Annotated in this window: 16 protein-coding genes; 7 read left to right on the forward strand and 9 right to left on the reverse strand. The window is 63.9% G+C overall.

Translation table 11 applies throughout. From position 1 onward, the window contains the following. Positions 1 to 2 precede the first annotated feature (2 nt). From BM109_RS26605 to prpB, 6 genes are all read left to right on the forward strand, one after another. Positions 3 to 758: an SDR family NAD(P)-dependent oxidoreductase gene (locus BM109_RS26605; protein ID WP_093350149.1), complete on the forward strand. Its 756-nt coding sequence runs from the start codon at positions 3 to 5 to the stop codon at positions 756 to 758. 64 nt (positions 759 to 822) lie between these two features. Continuing rightward, positions 823 to 1,071: a hypothetical protein gene (locus BM109_RS26610; RefSeq protein ID WP_093349482.1), complete on the forward strand. Its 249-nt coding sequence runs from the start codon at positions 823 to 825 to the stop codon at positions 1,069 to 1,071. 5 nt (positions 1,072 to 1,076) lie between these two features. After that, positions 1,077 to 2,486 (forward strand): FAD-dependent oxidoreductase, encoded by a 1,410-nt coding sequence (locus tag BM109_RS26615; RefSeq protein ID WP_256222788.1) that lies wholly within the window; start codon positions 1,077 to 1,079, stop codon positions 2,484 to 2,486. A 29-nt stretch (positions 2,487 to 2,515) separates the two neighbouring features. Then, a complete protein-coding gene (locus BM109_RS26620; RefSeq protein ID WP_093349487.1) occupies positions 2,516 to 4,153 on the forward strand; it encodes an FAD-dependent monooxygenase in 1,638 nt (545 codons plus the stop codon). A 37-nt stretch (positions 4,154 to 4,190) separates the two neighbouring features. Continuing rightward, positions 4,191 to 5,588: an FAD-dependent oxidoreductase gene (locus BM109_RS26625; protein ID WP_093349490.1), complete on the forward strand. Its 1,398-nt coding sequence runs from the start codon at positions 4,191 to 4,193 to the stop codon at positions 5,586 to 5,588. Beyond that, positions 5,585 to 6,484: a methylisocitrate lyase gene (gene prpB, locus BM109_RS26630; protein ID WP_093349493.1), complete on the forward strand. Its 900-nt coding sequence runs from the start codon at positions 5,585 to 5,587 to the stop codon at positions 6,482 to 6,484. The genes BM109_RS26625 and prpB overlap by 4 nt, the downstream gene beginning before the upstream one ends. Before the next feature lie 554 nt (positions 6,485 to 7,038). Here the strand turns inward: prpB and BM109_RS26635 are convergent. The 7 genes from BM109_RS26635 to BM109_RS40935 all read right to left on the reverse strand — a co-directional run bounded on the left by BM109_RS26635 (position 7,039) and on the right by BM109_RS40935 (position 17,026). Further along, positions 7,039 to 7,788 (reverse strand): hypothetical protein, encoded by a 750-nt coding sequence (locus BM109_RS26635; RefSeq protein ID WP_093349495.1) that lies wholly within the window; start codon positions 7,786 to 7,788, stop codon positions 7,039 to 7,041. Then, positions 7,772 to 8,890: a hypothetical protein gene (locus BM109_RS40925; protein ID WP_143129268.1), complete on the reverse strand. Its 1,119-nt coding sequence runs from the start codon at positions 8,888 to 8,890 to the stop codon at positions 7,772 to 7,774. Before BM109_RS40925 ends, BM109_RS26635 begins: the two co-directional genes overlap by 17 nt. A 61-nt stretch (positions 8,891 to 8,951) precedes the next feature. Further along, complete coding sequence (locus BM109_RS26640) at positions 8,952 to 9,815, reverse strand: hypothetical protein (protein ID WP_177239465.1); 864 nt, start codon at positions 9,813 to 9,815, stop codon at positions 8,952 to 8,954. A 19-nt stretch (positions 9,816 to 9,834) separates the two neighbouring features. Next, positions 9,835 to 11,310 carry an alkaline phosphatase D family protein gene (locus tag BM109_RS26645; protein WP_143129269.1) on the reverse strand — a complete coding sequence of 492 codons (1,476 nt, stop codon included), beginning with the start codon at positions 11,308 to 11,310 and terminating at the stop codon, positions 9,835 to 9,837. Between the two features lie 94 nt (positions 11,311 to 11,404). Next, positions 11,405 to 14,293, reverse strand: coding sequence for a C40 family peptidase (locus BM109_RS40930; RefSeq protein WP_143129270.1), 2,889 nt, complete (start codon positions 14,291 to 14,293; stop codon positions 11,405 to 11,407). A 25-nt stretch (positions 14,294 to 14,318) separates the two neighbouring features. Continuing rightward, entirely contained in the window at positions 14,319 to 15,749 is a 1,431-nt protein-coding gene (locus BM109_RS41830; protein ID WP_093349501.1) for a cell wall hydrolase, read from the reverse strand. An 8-nt stretch (positions 15,750 to 15,757) separates the two neighbouring features. After that, on the reverse strand, positions 15,758 to 17,026 hold the full coding sequence (locus BM109_RS40935; protein WP_143129271.1) for a hypothetical protein: 1,269 nt from the start codon (positions 17,024 to 17,026) through the stop codon (positions 15,758 to 15,760). Positions 17,027 to 17,995: 969 nt separating this feature from the next. On the opposite strand from BM109_RS40935, the gene BM109_RS26655 reads away from it, so the two are divergent. Next, positions 17,996 to 18,283: a hypothetical protein gene (locus tag BM109_RS26655; protein WP_093349503.1), complete on the forward strand. Its 288-nt coding sequence runs from the start codon at positions 17,996 to 17,998 to the stop codon at positions 18,281 to 18,283. A gap of 942 nt (positions 18,284 to 19,225) precedes the next feature. Here the strand turns inward: BM109_RS26655 and BM109_RS26660 are convergent. Both BM109_RS26660 and BM109_RS26665 read right to left on the reverse strand, forming a co-directional pair. Then, complete coding sequence (locus BM109_RS26660) at positions 19,226 to 20,941, reverse strand: phage integrase family protein (protein WP_093349506.1); 1,716 nt, start codon at positions 20,939 to 20,941, stop codon at positions 19,226 to 19,228. Between the two features lie 44 nt (positions 20,942 to 20,985). Continuing rightward, positions 20,986 to 21,993: an SDR family NAD(P)-dependent oxidoreductase gene (locus BM109_RS26665; RefSeq protein ID WP_093350151.1), complete on the reverse strand. Its 1,008-nt coding sequence runs from the start codon at positions 21,991 to 21,993 to the stop codon at positions 20,986 to 20,988. Positions 21,994 to 22,023 lie beyond the last annotated feature (30 nt).

Raw genomic sequence — 22,023 nt, forward strand, 5'->3', positions numbered from 1 at the left:
ACATGACCTCTACACGAACCGCCCTGGTGACGGGCGCGGCCAGCGGCATCGGCCGCGAGAGCGCGCGGCTGCTGGCCGAAGCCGGCATCCGCGTGATCCTGCTCGATCGCAGCGAACAGGTGCGCGAGGCGGCCGCCGAGCTTGCCGCCGCGGGCGCGAAGGCCGAGGCCGTCGTCGCCGATCTTTCCGACCTGGCCGCGCTCGACCGCGTCGGCGACCAAGTGCTGGCGCTGTGCGACGGCGTCGACATCCTGGTCAACAACGCGGGCGTGCATCCCAAGGTCGATGGCCGCATCGCTCAGTTCGAGGCCATCGCGCTGGCGGACTGGGAGTTCGTCTTCCGCGTCAACACCACCGCGCCGTTCCTGCTGTGCCAGAAGATGCTGCCGGCGATGAAGCGCAAGGGATGGGGCCGGATCGTCAACATCGCCTCGCGCGCGGGCCGCACCTATTCGCCGCGCGCCGGCACCCACTACTCGGCGTCGAAGGCCGCGGTGATCGGCATGACGCGAAAGATCGCGGGCGACTACGCGCCCTTCGGCATCACGGCCAACTGCATCGCGCCCGGGCAGATCGAGACGCCGCTGGCGCGGACCTCGGCGCCGGAGGTGCTCGCCGAGGCCGCGAAGAAGATTCCGGCCGGCCGGCTCGGCACGGTCGGCGAGATCGCCTCGGCCGTGCTCTACCTCGCCAGCGATGGCGCCAGCTTCGTCAACGGCACGGTGGTGGACATCAACGGCGGCGAAACCATGGCCTGACGCGGGCGGCGGGCCATGCGCCCGCCGTCCCTCGCCCTTTTCCAACAATCAAGGAGTTATCCCGATGGAGCAGACCCTGGAGCAGGAAGCGCCAGTGCCGTTTCCGCAGATCCGGTCGGTGTTGAAGCACAAGCGCCGCATCGTCGGCGCGGCGAGCGCGGGCGTCGCCGCGCTGGGCATCTGGCTGGCATGGCGCACCGGCGTCGTCGAGCTGTATGTGATCGCGCTGGTGCTCGCGGCGGCGGTGCACATGGCCATGAAGGTGGCGGTCGAGGTGATCGAGCTGGTCGCCGAGACGCTGATGCCGAGATGAGCGCCATGACATTCGACGTCTGCGTGGTGGGCGCGGGCCTGGCGGGGTTGACCGCCGGCGTGCGCGCGGCCGAGGCCGGGCTGCGCGTGGTGGTGCTCGAGCGCTCGGCCGATCCCGAGTACCTGTGCAATTCGCGCCTGACCGGCGGCGCCTTCCACGTCTGCCTCAACGACATCCAGACCGAGGCCGGCCGGCTCGAGCGGATCATCCTCGACGCGACGCACGGCGCCGCGCACGCGGGCCTTGCGCGCGCCATCGCGACCGATGCGCGCCGCGCCGTCAAGTGGCTGCAGTCGCAGGGCATCCGTTTCATCAAGGGCGGTTCGGAGCCGCATCACAACTTCGTGCTGTCGCCGCCTTCGCTGCAGCGCGTGGGCTCGGAATGGCGCGGCCGCGGCGGCGACGTGCTGCTGCGCACGCTGGGCGCGGCCCTGGCGCGCCATGGCGGCGAACTCAGGCGTGGGCACCGCGCGCAGGAGCTGATGGTGGCGAATGGCCGCTGCGTCGGCGTGAAGGGCACGGCGCAGGAGGGTCCGTTCTCGATCGAGGCCGATGCGGTCGTGATCGCCGACGGCGGCTTCCAGTGCGATCCGGCGCTGCTGCGCCAGAGCATCTCGCCCGAGCCCGCGAAGCTGCTGCAGCGCAATGCGCGTTCGGGCCTGGGCGACGGCGTGCGCATGGCGCAGGCGGCCGGGGCGCGGCTGTCGGACCTGCGCGGCTTCTACGGCCACGTGATGAACCGCAACGCGATGACCGACGACCGGCTGTGGCCGCTGCCGTGGATGGACAACGTGGCCACGGCCGCCATCGTGGTGGATGCGGGCGGGCGGCGCATCGCCGACGAGGGCCGCGGCGGCGTCTACCTGGCCAATCGCATCGCGGCGCTGGCGGACCCGCTGTCGGCCTTCGTGGTCTTCGACCAGCCGATCTGGGACGGGCCGGGCACCTCGCGCTTCCTGCCGCCCAATCCGCACATGGAGAAGTGCGGCGGCGCCATCGAGCGCGCCGATTCGATCGAGGCGCTGGCCGGCAAGCTCGGCATCGACGGCGCGGCGCTCGCGGCCACGGTCGCGGCACACAACGCCGCGCTGGCGGCGGGCACGACGGCGCAACTGGCGCCGCCGCGCAGCCTGGGGAGCTACAAGGCGCTGCCGATCGCGACCGGCCCGTTCTACGGCGTGCCGGTATGCGCCGGCATCACCTACACCATGGGCGGCCTCGCGATCGACGAATGGTCGCGCGCCATGGACGAACAGGGCGCGCCCTTCGCGGGGCTGTACGCGGCCGGCGGAGCCAGCGGCGGCCTCGAGGGCGGCGAGGACGTCGGCTACGTGGGCGGCCTGGCGAAGGCCGCCACCACCGGCCTGCGCGCCGCGGAGCACATCGTGGGCGAGCGCGCAACGGCGCGCGCCTGAGCGATGCGCAACATCAAGACTGGGAAGCAATGGAACAACAAGCAGTGAAGACGGACGTGCTCGTGGTGGGCGGCGGTCCGGTGGGGCTGTCGCTCGCGGGCGACCTGGGCTGGCGCGGCCATGCATGCGTGCTGATCGAGCAGGGCGATGGCGTGGTGCGGCAGGCCAAGATGGACGGCGTGGGCGTGCGCACCATGGAGTTCTGCCGGCGCTGGGGCATCGTGGGCGACGTGGAGGGCAGCGACTACAACCGCGCCTATCCGCAGGACAACGTCTACCTGACCACGCTCGACGGCTACGAGTTGGGTCGCCAGCCGATGCCGGCGATGCAGGACGACCGGCCGCCACCCGAGAGCCCGCAGAAGCGCGAGCGCTGCCCACAGAACATGTTCGACCCGATCCTGCAGAAGTTCGCGCGCTCGCGCCCGGGCGTCTCGCTGCGCTACGGCCAGCGGCTGCTCGACTTCGAGCAGGACGCCGAGGGCGTGACCGCCACCGTCGAGCATGCCGCCACGGGCGTCAAGACCGTCTACCGCGCGCGCTACCTGGTCGGCTGCGACGGCGGGCGCAGCACGGTGCGCGAGCAGTTGGGTATCGGCATGCAGGGCAAGGGCGTGCTCACGCACACCACCAACGTGATCTTCCGCTGCGCCGGCTTCAACGCGCTGCACGACAAGGTGCCGGGCTACCGCTACATGTTCGTCGGCGCGCAGGGCGTGTGGGCGACCATCGTCGCGATCAACGGCAAGGACCAGTGGCGCATGTCGATCATCGGCACCGCCGACGAACGCAAGGTCTACGGCGACGACGAGCTCAAGGCCTTCGCGCACCGCGCGGTGGGCCGCGTGTTCGAACTCGAGATCCTCAGCATCCTGCGCTGGACCCGCATCGAGCAGGTGGCCGACGCCTACGGACGCGATCGCGTATTCATCGCGGGCGATGCCTGCCACCTGACCTCGCCGACCGGCGGGCTCGGCATGAACACCGGCATCGGCGATGCGGTGGACATCTCGTGGAAGCTCTCGGCCTGCCTCGAGGGCTGGGGCGGTCCGGCGCTGCTGGCGTCCTACGGCATCGAGCGCCGCCCGATCGCGCACCGCATCACGCGCTTCTCCACCAGCAACCTCGAGGTGATGCAGCAGGTGCCGCACTCCGCTCGGGTCTTCGAGGCCGGCGAGGCGGGCGACCGTGCCCGCGCGCAGGTGGGGCAGGCGCTGTCCGACGGGCTGCGCAAGGAGTGGTTCTCGAAGAACATGCACCTGGGCAACCGCTACACCGGCTCGCCCGTGTGCGTCTACGACGAGCCCGAGTCGCCCGAGCAGATCCAGGCCGAGTTCCTCGATGCCGTGAACTACCGGCCCGGCACGCGGCCCGGTGCGCGCGCGCCGCATGCCTGGCTCGAGGACGGACGCTCGACGCTCGACCTCTTCGGCCGCGGCTTCGTGCTGATGAGCGATGCGGCCCACGTCGACGAGGCCGCCGCGCTGCTGGCCGCGGCCGAGGCGGCGGGCGTGCCCGTGCGCCAGCATGCGATGCGCGAGCCCGAGGTGATCGCGGCCTACCAGAAGCGCCATGTGCTGGTGCGGCCCGACGGGCACGTGGCCTGGCGCGGCGATGCGATGCCGCGCGACCCGGCGGCGCTGGTGAAGACCGTGGCCGGGCATTGAGCGGGATGGACAAGGAAATGGAAACGAGAGGAATGCAATGACACAGCAAGAGAACCAGCACGACGTGGTCGTGATCGGCGCCGGCATGGCCGGCCATTGCGCGGCCATCGAGGCGGCGCGGCGCGGCGCCAGCGTGCTGCTGCTCGAGAAGACCGCGCTGTACGGCGGCAGCACCCGCATGTGCGGCGGCGCCTTCGCGTTCGCGGGCACCGAGGTGCAGCGGCGCAACGAGATTCCCGACAGCGCGCAATTGCTCGAGCAGGACCTGCTCGAAGCCGGCAAGCACCGCAACGACAAGGCGCTGGTGCATGTGTACGCCGAGCGCCAGTACGAGACCTACGAATGGCTGCAGGCGATGGGCCTGCGCTTCGACAAGGTCTCGTTGAGCGGCAGCCAGTCGGTGCCGCGCAACCACAGCATCGACCCCGTGCTGGTGCTCGAGACGCTGCATGCGCAGGCGCTCGTGGCCGGCGTCGCGTACCGCGCCGGCGCCCACGTCGAACGGCTGCTGACCGAGGGCGAGGGCGACGCGCGCCGCGTGATCGGCGTGGTGCTGAAGGACGGTGAGCGCATCGGCGCGCGCGGCGGCGTGGTGATCGCCACCGGCGGCTTCTCGCGCGCGCCCGACCTGGTCGAGCGCTTCGCGCCGCACCTGCGCGAGGCCCGGCCCATGGGCGGCCACGGCAATACCGGCGACGGCCTGCGCATGGCCTGGGCGCTCGGCGCCGACCTGATCGACCTCGGCTACGTCAAGGGCACCTTCGGCGCGCCCGTGGCGGAGCCGGCGCCGGGCAAGGAGGAGGTGGCGCCGCGGCTGGTGTCGGCCATGTACCGCGGCGCGATCATCGTGAACAGGGCAGGGCGCCGCTTCGTGAACGAATCGGTGTCGTACAAGACCATCGGCGACCGCTGCCTCGAGCAGCCCGAGCTGCTGGGCTTCCAGGTCTTCGATCAGCGCGTGATGGACCAGTCCTCGCCGCTGCCCACGGTGGCCGACTACAAGGGCGCGCTCGATGCCGGCCTGGTGAAGCAGGCCGATTCGCTCGAGGCACTGGCCGCGGCGCTGGGCATCGATGCCGCCGCGCTGCGCGAGACCGTCGACGCCTACAACCGCGCCTGCGACGGCGCCGAGCCCGATGCCTTCGGCCGCACCTCGCTGAGCACCGGCTACGGCAAGCCCACGCGCGTGGAGACCGGGCCGTTCTACGGCCTGGCCTGCACCACCGGCCTGACCTCGACCTACTGCGGCCTGCACATCGACGTCGATGCGCGCGTGCTCGACGTCTACAAGCGGCCGATCGAGGGCCTCTATGCGACGGGCGAGGTGATGGGCGGCTTTCATGGCGAGACCTACATGAGCGGTTCCTCGCTGGCCAAGGGCTGCATCTTCGGACGCCTGGCGGCGCAGCATGCCGTGGCGAGGGCCGCGGCATGAGCGCGGGACAGACCAGCCCCGGCGCGCGTTTCCGCGCCGCGCTGCGCGAGGAATCGCCGCTGCAGATCGTCGGCACGATCAACGCCAACCATGCGCTGCTGGCGCGCCGCGCCGGCTACCGCGCCATCTATCTCTCGGGCGGCGGCGTCGCAGCGGGCTCGCTGGGCCTGCCGGACCTCGGCATGAGCGGGCTGGAGGACGTGCTGGTCGACGTGCGCCGCATCACCGACGTGTGCGACACGCCGCTGCTGGTCGACATCGACACCGGCTTCGGCCCCAGCGCCTTCAACATCGCGCGCACCGTGCGCAGCCTGGTCAAGGCCGGCGCGGCCGCCTGCCACATCGAGGACCAGGTCGGCGCCAAGCGCTGCGGCCACCGGCCGGGCAAGGAGATCGTGGGCGTGCGCGAGATGGCCGACCGCGTGAAGGCGGCCGTGGATGCGCGCACCGACGACGCCTTCTTCGTGATCGCGCGCACCGACGCCATTGCGATGGAGGGCGTCGATGCCGCGATCGAGCGCGCGCTAGCCTGCGCCGAGGCCGGCGCCGACGCGGTGTTCGCCGAGGCTGCGCTGGACCTGCCGACGTACCGGCGCTTCGTGGACGCCACTGGCGTGCCGGTGCTTGCGAACATCACGGAGTTCGGCAAGACGCCGCTGTTCTCGGTCGAGGAGCTGCGTTCCGCCGGCGTCGCGATGGTGCTCTATCCCTTGAGCGCCTTCCGCGCGATGAACAAGGCGGCCGAGGCGGTTTATGGTGCGATACGCAGCGATGGCCATCAGCGCGCGGTGCTCGATGCGATGCAGACGCGCGAGGAGCTCTATGAACGCATCGGTTATCACGCGTTCGAGCAGCGGCTTGATGCGTTGTTTGCCAAGGGGCGGGAAGGCCGCTGAACTGGCGGGGATGCGACCGGCTTAGTGATAGTCGTCCTCGCGTTGATGCCGGACCACCGCGAACCCATGGTCTGGTTGGCGGATGTTTCGAACAAGGCGACCTAGCCGGCGTGGCCGCATGGGACGACCAGTTCATGCCTTGATTTCGGGTGCTCATAGCATGAACTGGAGGAGATCGCGGCCGCGCCGTCTGTGCGACTCAAAAGCAGATACCAAGCACCAGTCGCTGCCAGCGCATCTGCAGCGCCGGGATACCCGCCACGAACCCAAGAGCACCACTGGTGTCCGAACCAGTAACCTTCCTTGGCATGGCAACTCCTGTTGGCAATGCCAACCTTAGGCGGACCACATCAAGCCGCATGCCATATCTGGCGCTTGCGTTCGAAATTGGCACGTAGAAAACACTTTTTGAAAAAGGTGAAGCACGGCCAGCATCCCGGATACCACCACTGTGCAGCGGAGCTCGATATCACCTGAATCAAGTGCACACTCCACCCCCTCAGACCACCCAAAATAATACCTGTCGACTTGTTCAATAGCGTGCAAGAAAGTCGTCAGTTCTTGATCATTACGTCGTTCAAGACTCTTGCGCCGGTCAGCTGCTTGGTTATGCCTTCGATCTCCCGCAAACTGTTCATATTGTCGACGTGGCCATACAGTCGGACCGTCCCCTTTCCTTCGAAGTTTGGATACACGCCGATTGCGGAGTACTTTGGATCGTAGCTGCCTGATCTGATCTTGGCGGAGAGGTCGTCTGCAAGTTGTTGAACATCGTCCGCCGCCTTGAAGCGGTCATAGAGCGCGGCGTCTTCGAGCTTCAGCTCCCGAAAAATCTCTCTCTTGTCCTTCTCAGGAAGCGAAAGAACGGCGCCGAACATTCCATCGGCGCCGCCAGCGCCCGCCGAGCTCTGACGCAGGATGTTGGCGACCGCAGCCTTGGCGTAGAGCGGAGATATTCCTGTCTTTGCGAGATAGAGAACCGATTGCTTCTGCTTCGGGTCCGTCAAAAGTTGCTGTGCTTTGCGTTTGACATAGTTGGCCTTGTCGAAGAAGACAGTGGTCCTCGGAGAGGGACTGGTCGTAAGGCGCACCTCATAGCTTCCGTCCTTCAGCGTCACCGTCTTTCCAATCGATTCATTGGTTGTACCGTCGATGACGTTGACAGTCACGCCGCTCACCCCCTTGTCCGTTCCATCGGAACCCAATTCCAGCACGCTGCCCTTGACCAACTCAGCGGACCAAGCGGGATGAAAGGCGACGCCAACGGCCGTCCCAAGAAAAAGAAACCTAGCGATTTGCTTCATCAAGCTTCTCCGTGCGTGCTTCGCAAGTTAAAAGAGCATCTTTTGCCAAATCTCGCCAATTGGTATCACTCGTTCCGGCAAGAGTCAGCTCCATCTGAATTTCCCGCCGCGACTCAACGGGTCCTGTCGACCAGGTCAGGATTGAGACCACGTCCTTCTCCTGCCCCGCCGTCAGCAAGCCATCGCCATCACGGTAGATGCCGACAGGAGAGTAGAACCTCGCGTCGTACCGCAGATTAGGGATGCCACGTATTTCCAAGTTGCAATCCAGACCTTTTGAGGCGGGCTCACCGATCTGCACACGAAGAGCGTATTGGGCCTGCACACTGTTGGAATTCACGTAGACCACTTGGCCACGGGGATCCCTGGCCCACACACGAAAGGAGACGTCGGGCGCAACGAATGACCTTGCACCCCTGAGCAATCCCGCCTCCGCACTGGCGCTCACCTTCATCTTGTAGATGCCCGGGCCTGGCGCGGCACCTTCGATGACCAGTTCGCGAGCATCACCGCCCGGTAGCAGCGGAATGAATGCCTCGGAGAGCTGGAGTTCCCCTTGAGACGACTGGCCCACCGCGTCCTGAGCCTCCCAGGAAGCTCGCAACTTGACGTCGCTGTGTCCCGTCGCGGGAAGCTGATTGCGCAGGGTAACAGTGCGTCGTATTTCATCGCCCTCGGTCAACTCGAATCGAGCATCGGGCTTCAGCGTCAGTTGCGGTTCAGCGAAAAGTCGGTCATAGCGGTTGGTCAGCACTTCGAGCGCGCCCAGAAGCGCCGCAGCCGACAATACCAATGTGGTCGGCTTCACTGCACGCCACCATGGTTTGGGTGGCGATGCAATTTGCGATACGCGTCCTTGTACGCAAGGCGGATCCTCGAGCATCGCCTCTATGCGTTCCTGGCTACTGAGATAGTGATCGATGCTTGCCCAGTAGGTGACCAGCTGGCTACTTCCTGCCCCAAGCGCAACCACATGCGAAAGCAGCAGGCCTTCGCTGTCTCGAAGCATTCGAGAGTCGGCTTCGACCAAAGCGGTGCGCAGCTCGAAGATCGCGAGGTAAGCCACAGCTCCCGCTGCCGCCGAGCCGGTCAATTGGTCCATGCCTGTCTTCGCATTGCTCATGCGACGTGACCAAATTATCTAGACTGCGAGAATCAAGGGATCAGGAATTCGGCGCACGTCGCGTGCGCCGACGTGCGGTGCTCGGGGTAGCCTCCCGTTGCGATACGTCTTCACGCTGCTTCCTTTTCTCTCGGTCGGGTGGTTCGATGATCTCGAACTTGTGCCGAGTCGAGAATCTTCCCAACGGCACCGCTTTTTTTCCAGTGTTGGCGTAGTAGCCATGCCAGTGCAACATCGATGCCCAGATTGCCTCCGGGCATGAGGTCCTGGACTCGAGGGCCGGCGTCAACTCGAAGTCTTGTGCGGCACAGACCGTCTCCAGCATGCAGGCGGACGGGAGGCCGATATTGTCGTGCAAGGGATTTCCCGTCCTGGCCACACCCCACGAAAAAGCAAGCCAACGCAGGATATGCTCCAGCGTGTCGAGCGTAGACCGAGCGCTTCGAAACCGCTTGACTTGCTCGAAGAGATCTTCCTGCCGGATAGGAAGCGCGAAGAGCGCAATGTTTGGATAGCGTCGTACATCGTCGAACTTGCTCAGCGGCACTTCGACCACACCGTTCTCGGATGGTGGGAAGAAGGGCGCCTCGGGCTGCGCGAGCGGAACGTACGCGGCTTTGGCCCCATGCAAGGATCGACCCTTCATGCGAACAAGCAAGGCCTCGGACCACAGCGATGGCAACATGTCGGAGCGAAGGTGGGACTGGGCCACACGGAGACGAAAAGCCAGCGTGTCCGAGCCGCCCAGCAGCACCATGAAGGAGTGGTCACGGGCGTCCGTGTCGCCGATCATCTGGAGTGCGGCGCGTTCGCTCCAGGCGAGATTTCCTTCCGCAGGAAATCTCTCCAGACTCTGGACATCCGGATTGGGCTGCTTCGATGTGGAGCGGGCAGGGTTGACCATGAATTTCTTCCGATCGAAATCAAAGGTTGCGCATCGAGTAGACCGGGGTGGAGTGGGGGCGCATCATCGAATCGCTTTTCGATACCGCGTAATAGGTGACCTTGAAGTCGATGCCTCCGCCGGCCTTGCACAGCGACAGCACCGCGACCTGATTGCCCTGCCGGCCGTAGCCGCTACCGCTCTTCAGGTCGCATTCGAGCTGAAAGCGCGTGCTCTTGCCGAGCTTGTCGGGAACCTCGGCCGGCTTTCCATGGAGGGGCCATTCGACAGGGTCGCCTCCAAGCTCTAGAAACCTGGCTCTGGCTTGCTTTATAGGGTCGCTCGGGGTACAGATCAGAGAGGAAGGGGACGCGATGACCTCGTAGATCACGGGTTGATTCTGATGGCTCAATCGATAGCGGGCCTGTGCGACGCGTCCCCAATGAACATCCCCAGTGATATATAGAACCGGAATGCCCGCTTCGGCAAGTCGTTCGAACATCGGTACGATCAACGTGTCGAACTCTTCATAGTTGGCCATCTCGGCGTCGACGACGGAACGCTCGATCGCCGAATTCGATGGCGCGAACAATGATTGGCCCGAGCATAGAAGCCCGAAGCAGGCAACACCTTGTGCCCGGTCCTTTCTGAGAGACTGCTCCCAGTCGAGGAGGTCGGATGCCGTCCGATCGGACATCAACCGCTTCAGGTCACCGTCGCGTCGAGTGCGCATGTCGACCGTCATCATTCTCAACGGACCGATATCCAGTCTCTGAGCGGAGCCGGCTGTGCCTGCGAGCTGATAGTCCTCGTAGAGCTCGCGAGCTACTTGCTCCCACTGGTCACGTCCACCTGCGCTCCATGTTTTCGGCAGTTGTGCCTGTCTGAACGGAAAGTTGTTCCAGTACTCATGGTCGTCCGCAACGCACATGACGGGTGCTCGCGCAAGAACCGAGGCGAGACCCCCTGTACCGAGCGCACTGGAAAGCCAGTTCCTTAGATACTTGGCGCCGAGGGTGCGAGCGACCCCCGGCGTGTCTCGTGGCAGGTCCTCCTTGATCGGGAGGTCCCCATAGATCTGATCGCCCATCATGAGTGTCAGGTTCGGGCGGGTCATGATTCGCTCGATCGTCTTCCCCAGCACTCCCGAGGCGTCCTGAGGTTGCGAGTAGCAGGAGCACAGCAGAACGTGAAACCACGGGTCGAACGTCTCCGGAAGGTCGGACGGCATGGTACTTACCGACACGGTCTTCTTTTGCCTGCCGGCTTCCACGGTTACCTGCCGAAGCCTTCCAGGTTCCAAACCCACGATCTCGTAGACGGCTCGATGATTCAGGGGAGCGTGACTGCCGTCCGTCATGCCGTCTCGAATGGGGCGCAATGCGGCCAACTCCACGACCGAGTAGACGCTCGCGTCCACCCGAAGTACGAGCGGTGCTGGATTGGGATCATCGAAGATTCCCACCCAGATCCGTAAGCGGTCCGACGGGGCGGCTTGTGCATAGGCGATCAACATGATGACTCTGCGGGCGCTTGCTTCGTTAGAGGAACACGCGTAGATGGGTGATCGAAGAGTGGTCGACAAGCAGCCTCGCCAGTGAAGGCAGAGGTCAGGGACGGCGCACCTCGACGATGTCGGCCAGTTTGAAGTAGGCGATGCACACCCGGTTGCTGTAGTTTCCGCTGATCGCCCACGCGCCGGCCGCATCTGTCGCAAGAACGAAGCCCATGTGGTTGACCCCTTCGTGTCCAGTGGAGAGATGCATGCTGACTACGTCGCCGGCTTGCACGGAGGCAGGCCATGCGGCAGCGCCGTGATTGACCCAGATCGATACCCCATAGGTCGATCCAGGACCGCCGAAGTAGTCGGCACGTGCGCTGGCCGCCGCTACCGAGGGTGCCTGTACCGGACGGGTGCTGTCATATCTCGTGAGAACCCAACTAGCGAAACTCGCACACCACGGGACCGCTTCGGCCGCCGTTTGCTTGGTCACACTCAGGTACTCCAAGATGCGGGGATTGCTCAATTCGGACGTTGTCGCCGCTGGGTCCTGAGCTTCAGCCTGTCCGATTTCACCAAGTGCCCAATCGAGCCATGGTGCCGACTCCCTTGGATAGGTAATCGGAGGTGTTCTTCTGGCTTGATCCAGAATTTCTGCCAGTTCGGAAGCGCTGATATCGTCCAGCGCATGCTTGTCCTGCGGAAGAAATTGGACCATGCGGTCATGAGGAAGAGCAGCCGATCTCTTCTTGTAGCGCCATAGCACAGCCAGCGCACGCAAGTCGTCAGTCATCTCCTTTGGGAGAGGGGTGAGACGATTCGGAAAGGCCAGGATTCCCATCAAGGCACTAGCCGCCTCGGCGCATCGCGGATCTTCAGCATGAAGCTTGAGGCTGCTGGTCGGAGGCTGCAGCATTGTCAATCCCGCCGGGCTTCGCCCCAGCAACGCGAGATAAAGCTGATTGGTCAGCTCGTCGCTGTCACCCAAGCCCAAGCGCCGGCTCTCTTCGGCCATTCGTTGCCTCGTAGCCTTGTCCCAGACGCCATTGCGTTCCACCCCCAAGGCGCCTTGCAGCGCGATCAAGTCGCCTGCGGGCAGCCGTCTTTCAATCTCGTTGCGCGCGAGGGAGAAAGGATCTTCACTGGAACCACCTGCAGGCGCACCGGCACCTCCGGTGGGACTTCGTTCGCCGCGCCCACTGCTTGGCTCGCCTAGCGAATCATCGCGTGCTTTACCACCAGCCGAGCGTAGTTTCACGACGCGGCCGAGCAGATCGAACCACAGGGGCGATCCCAATGCGACGAAAAATGCGGTCACAAGGAGACCCGCCACAAACGCGAGAATTTCCCAGAAGCCCGGCCCTTCAAGCCTCATCGGCGGAATTCGCAGTGCTTCATTCCCGGAGAACTCACGCCGCGAGCCACAGATTCCGTCAACCCAACTGCCAGGCGTCGCGCGAGCGCCGCTCGCACTTCCAGTCGTCCGCTCGACCACGACCGGATGGCAAAAACTCAATCGTCTGTTCGGCCCGGTCCATCCCAAAGGCAGATTGATGCGTCCGTCCTGTGCAGCCAGCACACAGCGGCGCAAGCCCTCCCGTGACATCGATGGGTCGTCGCTGCAATCGGTGAATACGTCGGGATCGATCTGGAACAGCCGCATGAAAGAAAGCGGTACGTTCTGGTCCCGAACGACTTCCAAGAGAGAGTCCGTTGCGGAGTTCAGTGAGACTAGCGCCAGACGCAAATTCTCCTGTGCGGAAATCTCTTTTGGAGGACGTTGGGCTGCGAGCGCCACAAAGCCGCTGAGGTTCGCGACGCAATCGTATACCGAGACCCATCGAAGCAATGGGGCGCTCTTGTCCGCCTCGGCAGGATTGAAACCTTGGGGGCGCCGCAATATTTTTATCTCAGTATCCAGCATCTTCATCAGATACATCCAACTGAGCGGATTGCTCAAGTAAATAGGCTCTGGCGGTCTTTTCGAACTCTTTGTCGGATCCTTCGTCGGATTCTTCGTCAGATTACTTACGGTGACCCGCGTCCTGGCACATCCGGCGATAAGCGGAAGATCATTGTCGGCTTCAAGGGGCTGCCGATTTATATTTTGCCCTTGATCTTTGGGCACGGACGATCGTTCGGCAATATCGGCCACATTGGGATCGAACTTGGCAAAGTCCTCATGGCGGAAGTACGTATCCCCGATCAGCGACGCGGCCCGCTGCAGCGCCTGTTCGGCGCGAAGATCTGGCGGCAGGACAGCAGCCTGCGATGCGCTTCCTTCGCGCTTTGTGTCGGCGCGCTCCTGCCCTTGACCCGGCACTACGAAAGCACTGACATTCTGGGCAAGCGTGGAGACGCTACGGCGCAAATCTGGCTCGTTTGCCAGCCGTTCGGCGATATGGAAGCTGTCGACATTCAGCAGGCATGCAAGTGCGAGCGCAAGGTAGAACGACCAGGTCTGCGCGCTACGCTGGTACCAACCGTCGGCACGCTCGCCAATAGCCTTGTACCAACCGGCGATGGCCGCCTCGAAACCGCTCCAGTTTCCCTCATTGCCTGGGAGCAGACTGCGCAGGGTGCCCCAAATACGGTCGGTGCTTCCTGCGCCTACCTCCTTGACGAAAGCGTCCGGGGTGTATCTGACGCTAGGCGGATTGCTCTTGCCATCGTCATAGAGTTCGACCAGCAAGGCCTTGGCAAACAGGTCAGGCGGAATGGCTGACGGGCCCTGCGCCGACCACAGACTGGTCCATCCACCGCGTTCGCTGGCCGGATTGTCTCCTCGCGATAGCGCGAAGATCATCGGGCTTTCCAGAATCTTGTCCTTGAGCCTCTTATCGCGACCAACACCTTCCAGCAGCATCGAGTGCATGGTATGGGTACGGCCCGAGCGCAATTGTCCCGCCCACACCTCCTGGACCTTGCTCACGAGCAATGCCATTACCAGGTAGATGAGCAGGAGACCCAGCACCACGTCGAGAATGATGTTATCCACGGCGGCCTCTTCCTTCTTGTGGTTCTCAGTCGACGTCGTTGAAGAACAGGTGATCGCCGATGACCACGCACGGATACTTCCCACGCGCCCATTTCGGCGGCTGGCGCATGCTGACGGCGTAGTAATGGCGCGCGCCGCGAGTGATGTCGACCAGCGTGCGCTGCAGCAATTCCTCAGCTAGCCTCAGGGCTTGTCGATAGGGGCCATCGGGCTTGCGCGCAACCGCCAGCATTCGGGGCAGGTTGGGGTCGGTTTTCAACCAGCAGCTGAACTGCCAGGGATCCAGACATACAGCCCGTGCGGTGGCGCAGCGACGATAGCCCGTCCGCCAGCGGTTGGAAATCACGCTCGCCACGGCCCTCATCCCTTCCTCACCCTGATTGCGCGCTTCGCCCCAGAGCGTGCAGGCGATGATCTCGAGCTCGGTGAGGTCCGTCGAGTTGGTACTGGGCGCGCTTCCCGAGCGCGTCACGGTAGCCGCGAGCGCGGGTGCGCGCGGCGCGTCGAGCGCGGCCACGTTTCCTGACCGAAGCCATGGGCTCACGCGAAAGGTATCCAGCACAGGTCGAATCGGCCCGTAGAGAGCATTGGCCTGCCCGGCGCCGACCCCTTCTATTCCTGCAATGTGCATGCCCATCAGGCGGTTCTGGTCGTCCCAGATGGCCGCCCCGCTGTCTCCCGCCTGAGACGAACAGCAGTACCCGATGGCCTCATCGAGGAAGTAGTCCGTCTGCCCGGGCGACAGACCCGGAATATCCACCGGGCCGCTCCAATAGACTTTCAGGCGGCCGGGCAGGGTGGCGCGATGACTGCGCATCGTCACCGACTGCTCCGCACGAGGTCCCTCGGCGATCCCCGTCGGCAAGAGCGTGCCATCACCGCGCAGGGAGCGCACGAGCGCCTCGTCGATGGAGAGCAAAGCCGCGTCGATCGCCGAGTGGACTGGGCCTGCACTGGGTGCGGGTCGCCAATCCACGACGCGCGCGCGGCCCACCGCCGACCGGTGAGTAACGTCCACAGCCGTACCGAAGGCCCCCTCCAGCGAAGGAACTGCAACGTGGGCGCATGTGAGCAAGTAGCTCTGCCCCCCCTCGTTGGCCCGCAACAGCGCTGTAGCTGCTCCGACCATGGAGGGTCTGTCGCTGGGGCGTAGGGTAGGTGCGAGCTCCGCTCGAGCGCGAGGCGCCCGCACACGCCGAAGGGGAAGTGCCTCTGTCGACCACGGTGGCCGCCAATGAGACGGCAAGGAGCCGAGCGCAACGCCGTCTCGAGCAGCCACATGAAGCTGTGGCACACCCCTGCCAGGCAGGGACAGCCACACCGCATTCACGACACTGCTGTCGAGCCAGTCAGGGCGGGAAAGTGTGCAACGACCGGCAAGCTGCTGCGCGAGAGAGCGGAAAGCACCTAGTACCTGAGTCGTCGGAGTCGACATGGCTACAGCGGGGCGATGCATCGTCGTTCTCACGGCGGCAGCGGATTTTGCGTCGCGCGGCTGCTTGGGTTTGAGCCCCCACCGCCGGTAGCCGACGACCGAGGCCCTCCATCGATTTGGAGCAGAGTCGAATCCGCGCAAGGCAGCCCTCTGGTGGCGGTGCGCGACCTGGCCTCGCGTCGCGCCTGCTCATCCACCCAAGCTTGCGCAGCGCCCCAGGCCGAGAGCAACGACCCGCCTGTGTCGGCATAGAACGCTGCCAACCTTCCCGCACTCGCCGCATCCAGGCCAGCGGAAAGATCAAGCGGAATCTCGAGGTTCATCAGACCGGCAACGTCTTCTCCCGACTGCCCTCTCGCAGATTGCGTCCCAAGAGCTTCGAAGAGCTTTCCGATCTCCTGGGGTGTTCGGAGCGCCGGTTGCTTCTCACCGAGTCGTCGTTGAAGATCCGCTCGAATCCAATCGGCATCTTGACTCAGCCACATGGCCGCGTCTTCGATGTCGCCGCGTAGCCGACGCAACGCCTTCAATGTGGCTCTTGCCTGGGCAACCTGCTGATTGAGTCGCTGTGCCACCTGAGGGGTTGTGTTGCTTCCTCGAGTACCGTCGCCAAACTTGACCCGCTCCAGTGCTCCTCGCGCAGGACCGCTACCAGGCTTGCCTCGCAGTTTGGCGATCATGGAGGCCTGTGCGATCTGAAAATTCTCGATACTGGTCGACAGGGCACTTTCGGCGTCCTCCAGGCTCACTCGCCGACCTGTATCGCGACTCCAGGCCACTCGCTGGACCGTCGTGATGCTGATGCCAGGCGCCGCGTCGTCACGAAACGTTCTTGTTTCCGTCACATCGGGCGTCGAAAAGCCGTACAGGTCGCTGTTGAGATACAGCCACTGCGCGTGCCAGGACATGCTGCATTGCATCTCCCCGGCGGCTCGAAGGTACTGTTTTTCTCGCTCGGGAATACCGGAGTTCAGAAGCGCATAGATCGCGGTTCCAGCCACTGCCGACAACAACAAACCGCGATTCGACCCACCCCGTAGGCTCTCGTAGGCAGTCACCGCGCCGAAGGGATAGATGAGGGTGTTATAGGTGGCTTGGACGTTGATCACGTCACGAGCCATGTTCAACAATTCCCTGCGATAGGCATCCTGTTTTGCCCACACCGTGCCGAGACCGGCTGCCAGACAATCTGGCGTCTTTATCGCAACGATGCGTTCACGGCAATCGATGGAGAGCTCTTCCAGAGAGCGATTTTCCCGTCCGCTCGCAAGGGCGTTGAAATAGCCTTGATCGTCCACTTTGGGGATGGGAGCCACCCAGGTGCACGAGGAAAGCGCGGCCGCGACGCAAAGCACGGCGCAAGTCAGCCTCAGGCGCAGGACGACTCGATAAGTTAGCCTACCGGAATCCATGGTGTCCCCCAAAGATTTCTTTCTCTGCCACCCCCTCTCGGCGGCCTTCCTCAATCTGACCTGGCGCTAGCCATTGGCGCTTTTTTGGCCAACGTAGATGATGCTGAAGTCGTACAAGTTACCAATCACACATCTTGATGATGGCGTGAAAGAAACTTTCGTGCTAAAAGATGAGCACTATTGGTGTTGCCCACGAATTAGCAGCACGAGAGTCGCCGTATGCGCTTAGACACGATCTATAGCTGGGCAGTAGGCCTGCACAAACCAGCAGATAGACACTGAGCTTGGCATCGAGGATTGGACGCCGCGTTCAATGCCCGCCGCCTTTGCAACTGGCAATCGCTTTCGTCGAATCATCGAAATTCGAGTCGGGCGTCGGAGTTGATTCAAAATACGTCGGAGAGCGCCGCTGTCCGACACTTCGCTATAACGTTGCGGCTCTCGTCATAAGTGCACCGCCCTGTTTTTCCCTCGCCAGTGCAACGCATGAAGCAGGGTCAGCCAATGCGAGAGTTCGAAGTACGTTCGATCCAGCAGGCGGAGCAACTCACCACTACGCGAGTCTTGGCCAGCTGTTCGATGGGGTCTGCACGGAGGAGGAGGGGGCTGCGTCATCTACGGTCGAGTGGTGATGGAAGCAGTAGAGCAGGCCGCCAACAAGCGAGAAGACGTGGAGCAGTGCGCCGAACGCAGCGAGGACGCCGGCGGCCATTGCGAAGTCAAGCGTACCCCCGAGAGAGGTGCTACGCTGACCGTGATGATCCTGTTTCCTCAGTCAGCCTTGTAGCCGTCGACGCACTCCTTCGGAACGAATAACCAAGCCTGCACCCATGGACCATCCTCCCTGCGGCTGACATGCGCTGGCTCGTAGATCACGATTTCGTCGTCGGATCCGAGGCAGTGCCGATGGCGAGCCTGGTCAATCTCTTCCTGGTTAGCACATGGAGCAAGGAGATTCCCATTTCTGATCAGTTCGCGGAGGAACCCAAGGAAGAGGACGACGACCTGATCGTTGGGGTATGTGGCGTGCTCGTCGACTTCTGCGACAGTGGCGATATGAAGCTTGCTTATGAGGGGTATTGCTGGCGGCTTGACCATCGGCGATCAGCGCTGCTCGCTCCAGGACAGCGAAAAAGGATTTGATTTCGCTCGACGATGCCTAGTTGTGATGTACCGATACTCGAGCCGCCGTCAAAGCAGGCGACGCTCCCGCACGAGGGGCGGCTTGAGTTCGACATCGTCACCGGACAGCTCGCCATCGGCGCTGGGCTGCTCGCGCCAGGTCAGAAGCCGATAGCAGCCTTGCTCCGGCCGAATACTCGGCCACATGACGTTGAGGGCTTTGAGGGCGTTTGGCGCACTGCTGGGCGGTGACTTGGATCTTGGCCATGGCAGTGGTTTTGGGGTGAGAGAAAGAATGCGGCGGCTCCCTCGCCTTGGACGTTGCCGTTGTCGGGGGTGAGTGAGCGTTCGGAAAACTGTAGCCTCCCAGTGGGCTGGCTATGATTTGGTTCAAGGGGCCGTGGAAATCTGTACTCGGGGATATCTACGATGCGGAAACTCTTGACCGTCGAAGATTCGTTTCGGATTTCTGGACGAGGGCTGGTAGCCGTTCCGTGCCCAAGGATCGATGAGTACGCCGGTCCTCCGGGGCCTCAGGTAGAACTGCGTCGCCCGGACGGGGCGGTCTCGGTGGCGGTTGGGCAAGACAGCTCTGAAGCTGCGCAGCAGCCTGTTTTTCATGCCGAACGAGGTTTCTGTGCTGGCCATGGATTCCAACTACTGACGAGGGGGTACGTCGTCGGGATAGCCCTGCTGGTGCAGGTCAGCACGTTCCTCTGACCCCAATGGCACCGGGGTGAGGGCGAGTTCAGGATTGACGTTTCACGGCCTTCGAGCCGACTTCGAGTTCGCGAAAGTGCTTAACGATCCTTGCGGCCGCGGCAAGGCTCAAGGTACCCAGCCTCGGTGACCCCATCCTCGCACTGACGCCCGGCCCCGGTTTATATCCAATGAGTCTTATGTAAAATCAATGATTCTGTTGTTGGATGTGCTTCTGCCCCGTTTGGCCGTGAAGCTCAGCAATCAGTCCCGAGACGGAAATGCTTCGTCGATCTGCCGTGAACGCGCGACTTCATCGGCGTGCAGGTAGATCGACGTGGTCTGCAGGGAGGCGTGCCGCAGGTTGTCGCGAACGATGGTGAGCTCGGCCCCCCGCGCCAGCGCGTGGGTCGCGTGCGTGTGACGCATCCAGTGCGGACTGGCGAGGCGGAGCTTTTCGGCGAGCGCAGGGTTGTCCTTCGCCACCATTTCACCCGTGAGCAGGAAGAATCGGCGCAGGATGCTCCAGAGCCTGGCCGAGGTGATCCCTTCGGTGCTATCGAGATCGATGCTGCCGATCAACGGCAAGGTCGGATTCCAGCGCGCACGGGTGGTCGGAATGCTGCGCTGGAGCAGGTAGCGATCGAGTGCCGCCCGGGCCAGCGAGGGCAAGGCCACCTTGGCCGTTTTTGCGCCCTTGCCCACGAGATGCAGCCATTGGTCGCCGCGGCTGTCGATCTCGATCTGCCCCAGCTTCGCGCCCACCAGTTCGCCCACGCGCAGTCCCGTCGCATAGGCGAAATCGAGGACGAAACGCAGCCTTTGCGCGGCGGGAAGCGTCCACCCTCTCCCCCACTCCAGTCCGTCGGCGATCGTGCGGATGAGCCCCCACTCCCCCTCGCTGAAGAAGCGAGCGGCGGCCAGGGGCCGAGCCGGTGTGCCGCCTCGAACCTTGATGCCGGCGAAAGGGTTGGCCAGGGTGTATCGCTGCTGCATGAGCCAGCGGAACATGGCGCCGACGACCGACAGCGCATAGGCGGTGGAGCGCGCGGACAGGTCTCCCGCGAACGGTCGCCAATCACTCGCGCCGCGCGGGCGCGCGGGACCGACCCAGCGACCTCGGGGTGACGGACGGCGCAAGAAGGCTCGATAGGCGACCGCATCCTCGGTGGTCAACGAAGAAAGGGCCCGTCCCCTCTCGAGGATCGACCAGAGGATGAGCCGCTCCGCTTCCTTGCGATAGGCCCGTTGTGTCGCAGGCGACTCCTGAAGAGCCAGCCAGGTCTGGACTGCTTGGTAGTCGTTGCTGGCCCCGAGTGCGCAGCTGGCCGGCGGCGCGCGAAAGGTGCCGCGGGATCCGTCTACATCGTTCGGGACATGAAGCCGTTCCCACGGCACCACGTCGTTCGGCGCGTCGGAAACGACGAGCGCGCGTGCGCGCTCCGTCAGTTCAGGATGCGCCGTGAAGAGAGCCTCGACCTGGCGCGCACCCGCGGCTCCGAGTCCCGGGACCGCAACCCACCAACGTCGCCGGCGCGGCACTCGCACGGTGAGTTCCGCGAGCGTGCGGATGCCATGGCCGCGCAATGCCTTCGCGATGCGTGGCGGCAACCAGGCTTCGACGTCGTCCGTCACCAAGGGCGCGGGCGGTGGCAGCTTGCGCAGGATTTCGATGGCATTGCGCACCGCTTCTGCCCGTACCACGCGCTCCGTGGCGGGATGCGTGAGCAGCGCGGCGATGTCGGCACGACGACGGGTTTCGGCGAGCGCGACCAGTTGGCGCCGAATGGCGCCCAGGAGCGCGCGGGAAGACTGTCCGTCGGTGCTCGCGTGCCCGAGGTACTGAACCACGCTGGCACGTGCACTCATTCCCGCATACCAGGCGCGCAATGCCGCCAAGGCGGCCTGGCCGGGAAAGCCCTCCTCGCTTCGGTCACGAGGCCTTGCGGCTGCTTCGGAGGTGGGTGGGCTACTTTTCATGGGGAGAGATTCTCTCCCCAATCAAGCTGTTGTGATAAGAAGAGTTATCGAAGTAGCACGGATTGACTGATGGGTACAGCGCCTGCGATCCGATCAGCCTGAAGTGCCTGTGTCCTGGCCCAAAGTTGCTCGGCGCGTCCAGCGTCGAGTGCATAGGACCTGACACCGTCGGCAAACGGATTGGGCGAATCGTTCACCGGAGCGACGGCACAGTCCTCGAGATAGCGGCCTCCTATCTCGTCCGCGTCGGCAACGACTGCCGCCCAGACCGAAGTCGCCGCTGCCTGTCCGACATCTTTCAGTTGCCCTGGAGGAAGACCTGCGTCGGCACGCGCCTTGCCCACGGTTTCGAACAGGTCTTGCAATTGCTCTGCCGAGAAGTTGCGCGGCAGTTCGGTCAGGCTGTTGCCCGGCATGACCGCCGCCGCCCGGACGCCACGATGGCGATGATGCTTGTCGAACGCCACCGCAAACAGGGTCTCCGCCGTCTTCGATCGACCGTACGCGACGAACGGGTCGTAGGGCTGTTGCGAGAAGTTCGGATCGTCGAGGTCCACATCGGCAACGCGGTGTGCTTGGGACGACAGCATGACCAGGCGACCGTTGTCGACGAGAAGCGGTTCGATCCGATGGATCAGAACGAAGTGACCCAGGTAGTTGGTCGCGAACTGGATCTCGAAGCCGTCGTCCGTCAGACCGAACGGCGTGGCCATCACGCCGGCGTTGGCGATGATGGCGTCGAAGGGACGACCGTCGGCGAGCAGTCTGTCGGCGCTGGCGCGCACGCTTCGCAGGGATGCAAGATCGAGTTCGCCCAGCTCGAAGCTGCCTCCGGCCTGCGCCGCCGCATCGCGCACCGATGCCGTTGCCGCCCGGGCCTTGGCCAGGTCTCTGACCAGTCCCACAACGCTGGCGCCACGCGAGACGAGCGCACGCGCGGTCTCGACACCGATCCCCGCCGATGTTCCCGTGACGAGGAAGCGCTTGCTCTTCAGATCGACATCCGCCAGCACGTCTTGGGCGGTCGATTTCGCATCAAATTTCTTGCTCATGTCTTTGTCTTGCACGTTGTTCAGTTCGAA

It is taken from the genome of Variovorax sp. PDC80 (genome assembly GCF_900115375.1).
In the GTDB taxonomy this organism is placed as follows: domain Bacteria; phylum Pseudomonadota; class Gammaproteobacteria; order Burkholderiales; family Burkholderiaceae_C; genus Variovorax.

What these genes read in the sequence shown, in the direction of transcription:
- BM109_RS26605 (WP_093350149.1), top strand. Translation starts at nt 3, where the DNA reads ATGACCTCTACACGAACCGCCCTGGTGACGGGCGCGGCCAGCGGCATC.
- BM109_RS26610 (WP_093349482.1), top strand. Translation starts at nt 823, where the DNA reads ATGGAGCAGACCCTGGAGCAGGAAGCGCCAGTGCCGTTTCCGCAGATC.
- BM109_RS26615 (WP_256222788.1), top strand. Translation starts at nt 1,077, where the DNA reads ATGACATTCGACGTCTGCGTGGTGGGCGCGGGCCTGGCGGGGTTGACC.
- BM109_RS26620 (WP_093349487.1), top strand. Translation starts at nt 2,516, where the DNA reads ATGGAACAACAAGCAGTGAAGACGGACGTGCTCGTGGTGGGCGGCGGT.
- BM109_RS26625 (WP_093349490.1), top strand. Translation starts at nt 4,191, where the DNA reads ATGACACAGCAAGAGAACCAGCACGACGTGGTCGTGATCGGCGCCGGC.
- prpB (WP_093349493.1), top strand. Translation starts at nt 5,585, where the DNA reads ATGAGCGCGGGACAGACCAGCCCCGGCGCGCGTTTCCGCGCCGCGCTG.
- BM109_RS26635 (WP_093349495.1), bottom strand. Translation starts at nt 7,788, where the DNA reads ATGAAGCAAATCGCTAGGTTTCTTTTTCTTGGGACGGCCGTTGGCGTC.
- BM109_RS40925 (WP_143129268.1), bottom strand. Translation starts at nt 8,890, where the DNA reads ATGGACCAATTGACCGGCTCGGCGGCAGCGGGAGCTGTGGCTTACCTC.
- BM109_RS26640 (WP_177239465.1), bottom strand. Translation starts at nt 9,815, where the DNA reads ATGGTCAACCCTGCCCGCTCCACATCGAAGCAGCCCAATCCGGATGTC.
- BM109_RS26645 (WP_143129269.1), bottom strand. Translation starts at nt 11,310, where the DNA reads ATGTTGATCGCCTATGCACAAGCCGCCCCGTCGGACCGCTTACGGATC.
- BM109_RS41830 (WP_093349501.1), bottom strand. Translation starts at nt 15,749, where the DNA reads ATGCATCGCCCCGCTGTAGCCATGTCGACTCCGACGACTCAGGTACTA.
- BM109_RS26655 (WP_093349503.1), top strand. Translation starts at nt 17,996, where the DNA reads ATGCGCTGGCTCGTAGATCACGATTTCGTCGTCGGATCCGAGGCAGTG.
- BM109_RS26660 (WP_093349506.1), bottom strand. Translation starts at nt 20,941, where the DNA reads ATGAAAAGTAGCCCACCCACCTCCGAAGCAGCCGCAAGGCCTCGTGAC.
- BM109_RS26665 (WP_093350151.1), bottom strand. Translation starts at nt 21,993, where the DNA reads ATGAGCAAGAAATTTGATGCGAAATCGACCGCCCAAGACGTGCTGGCG.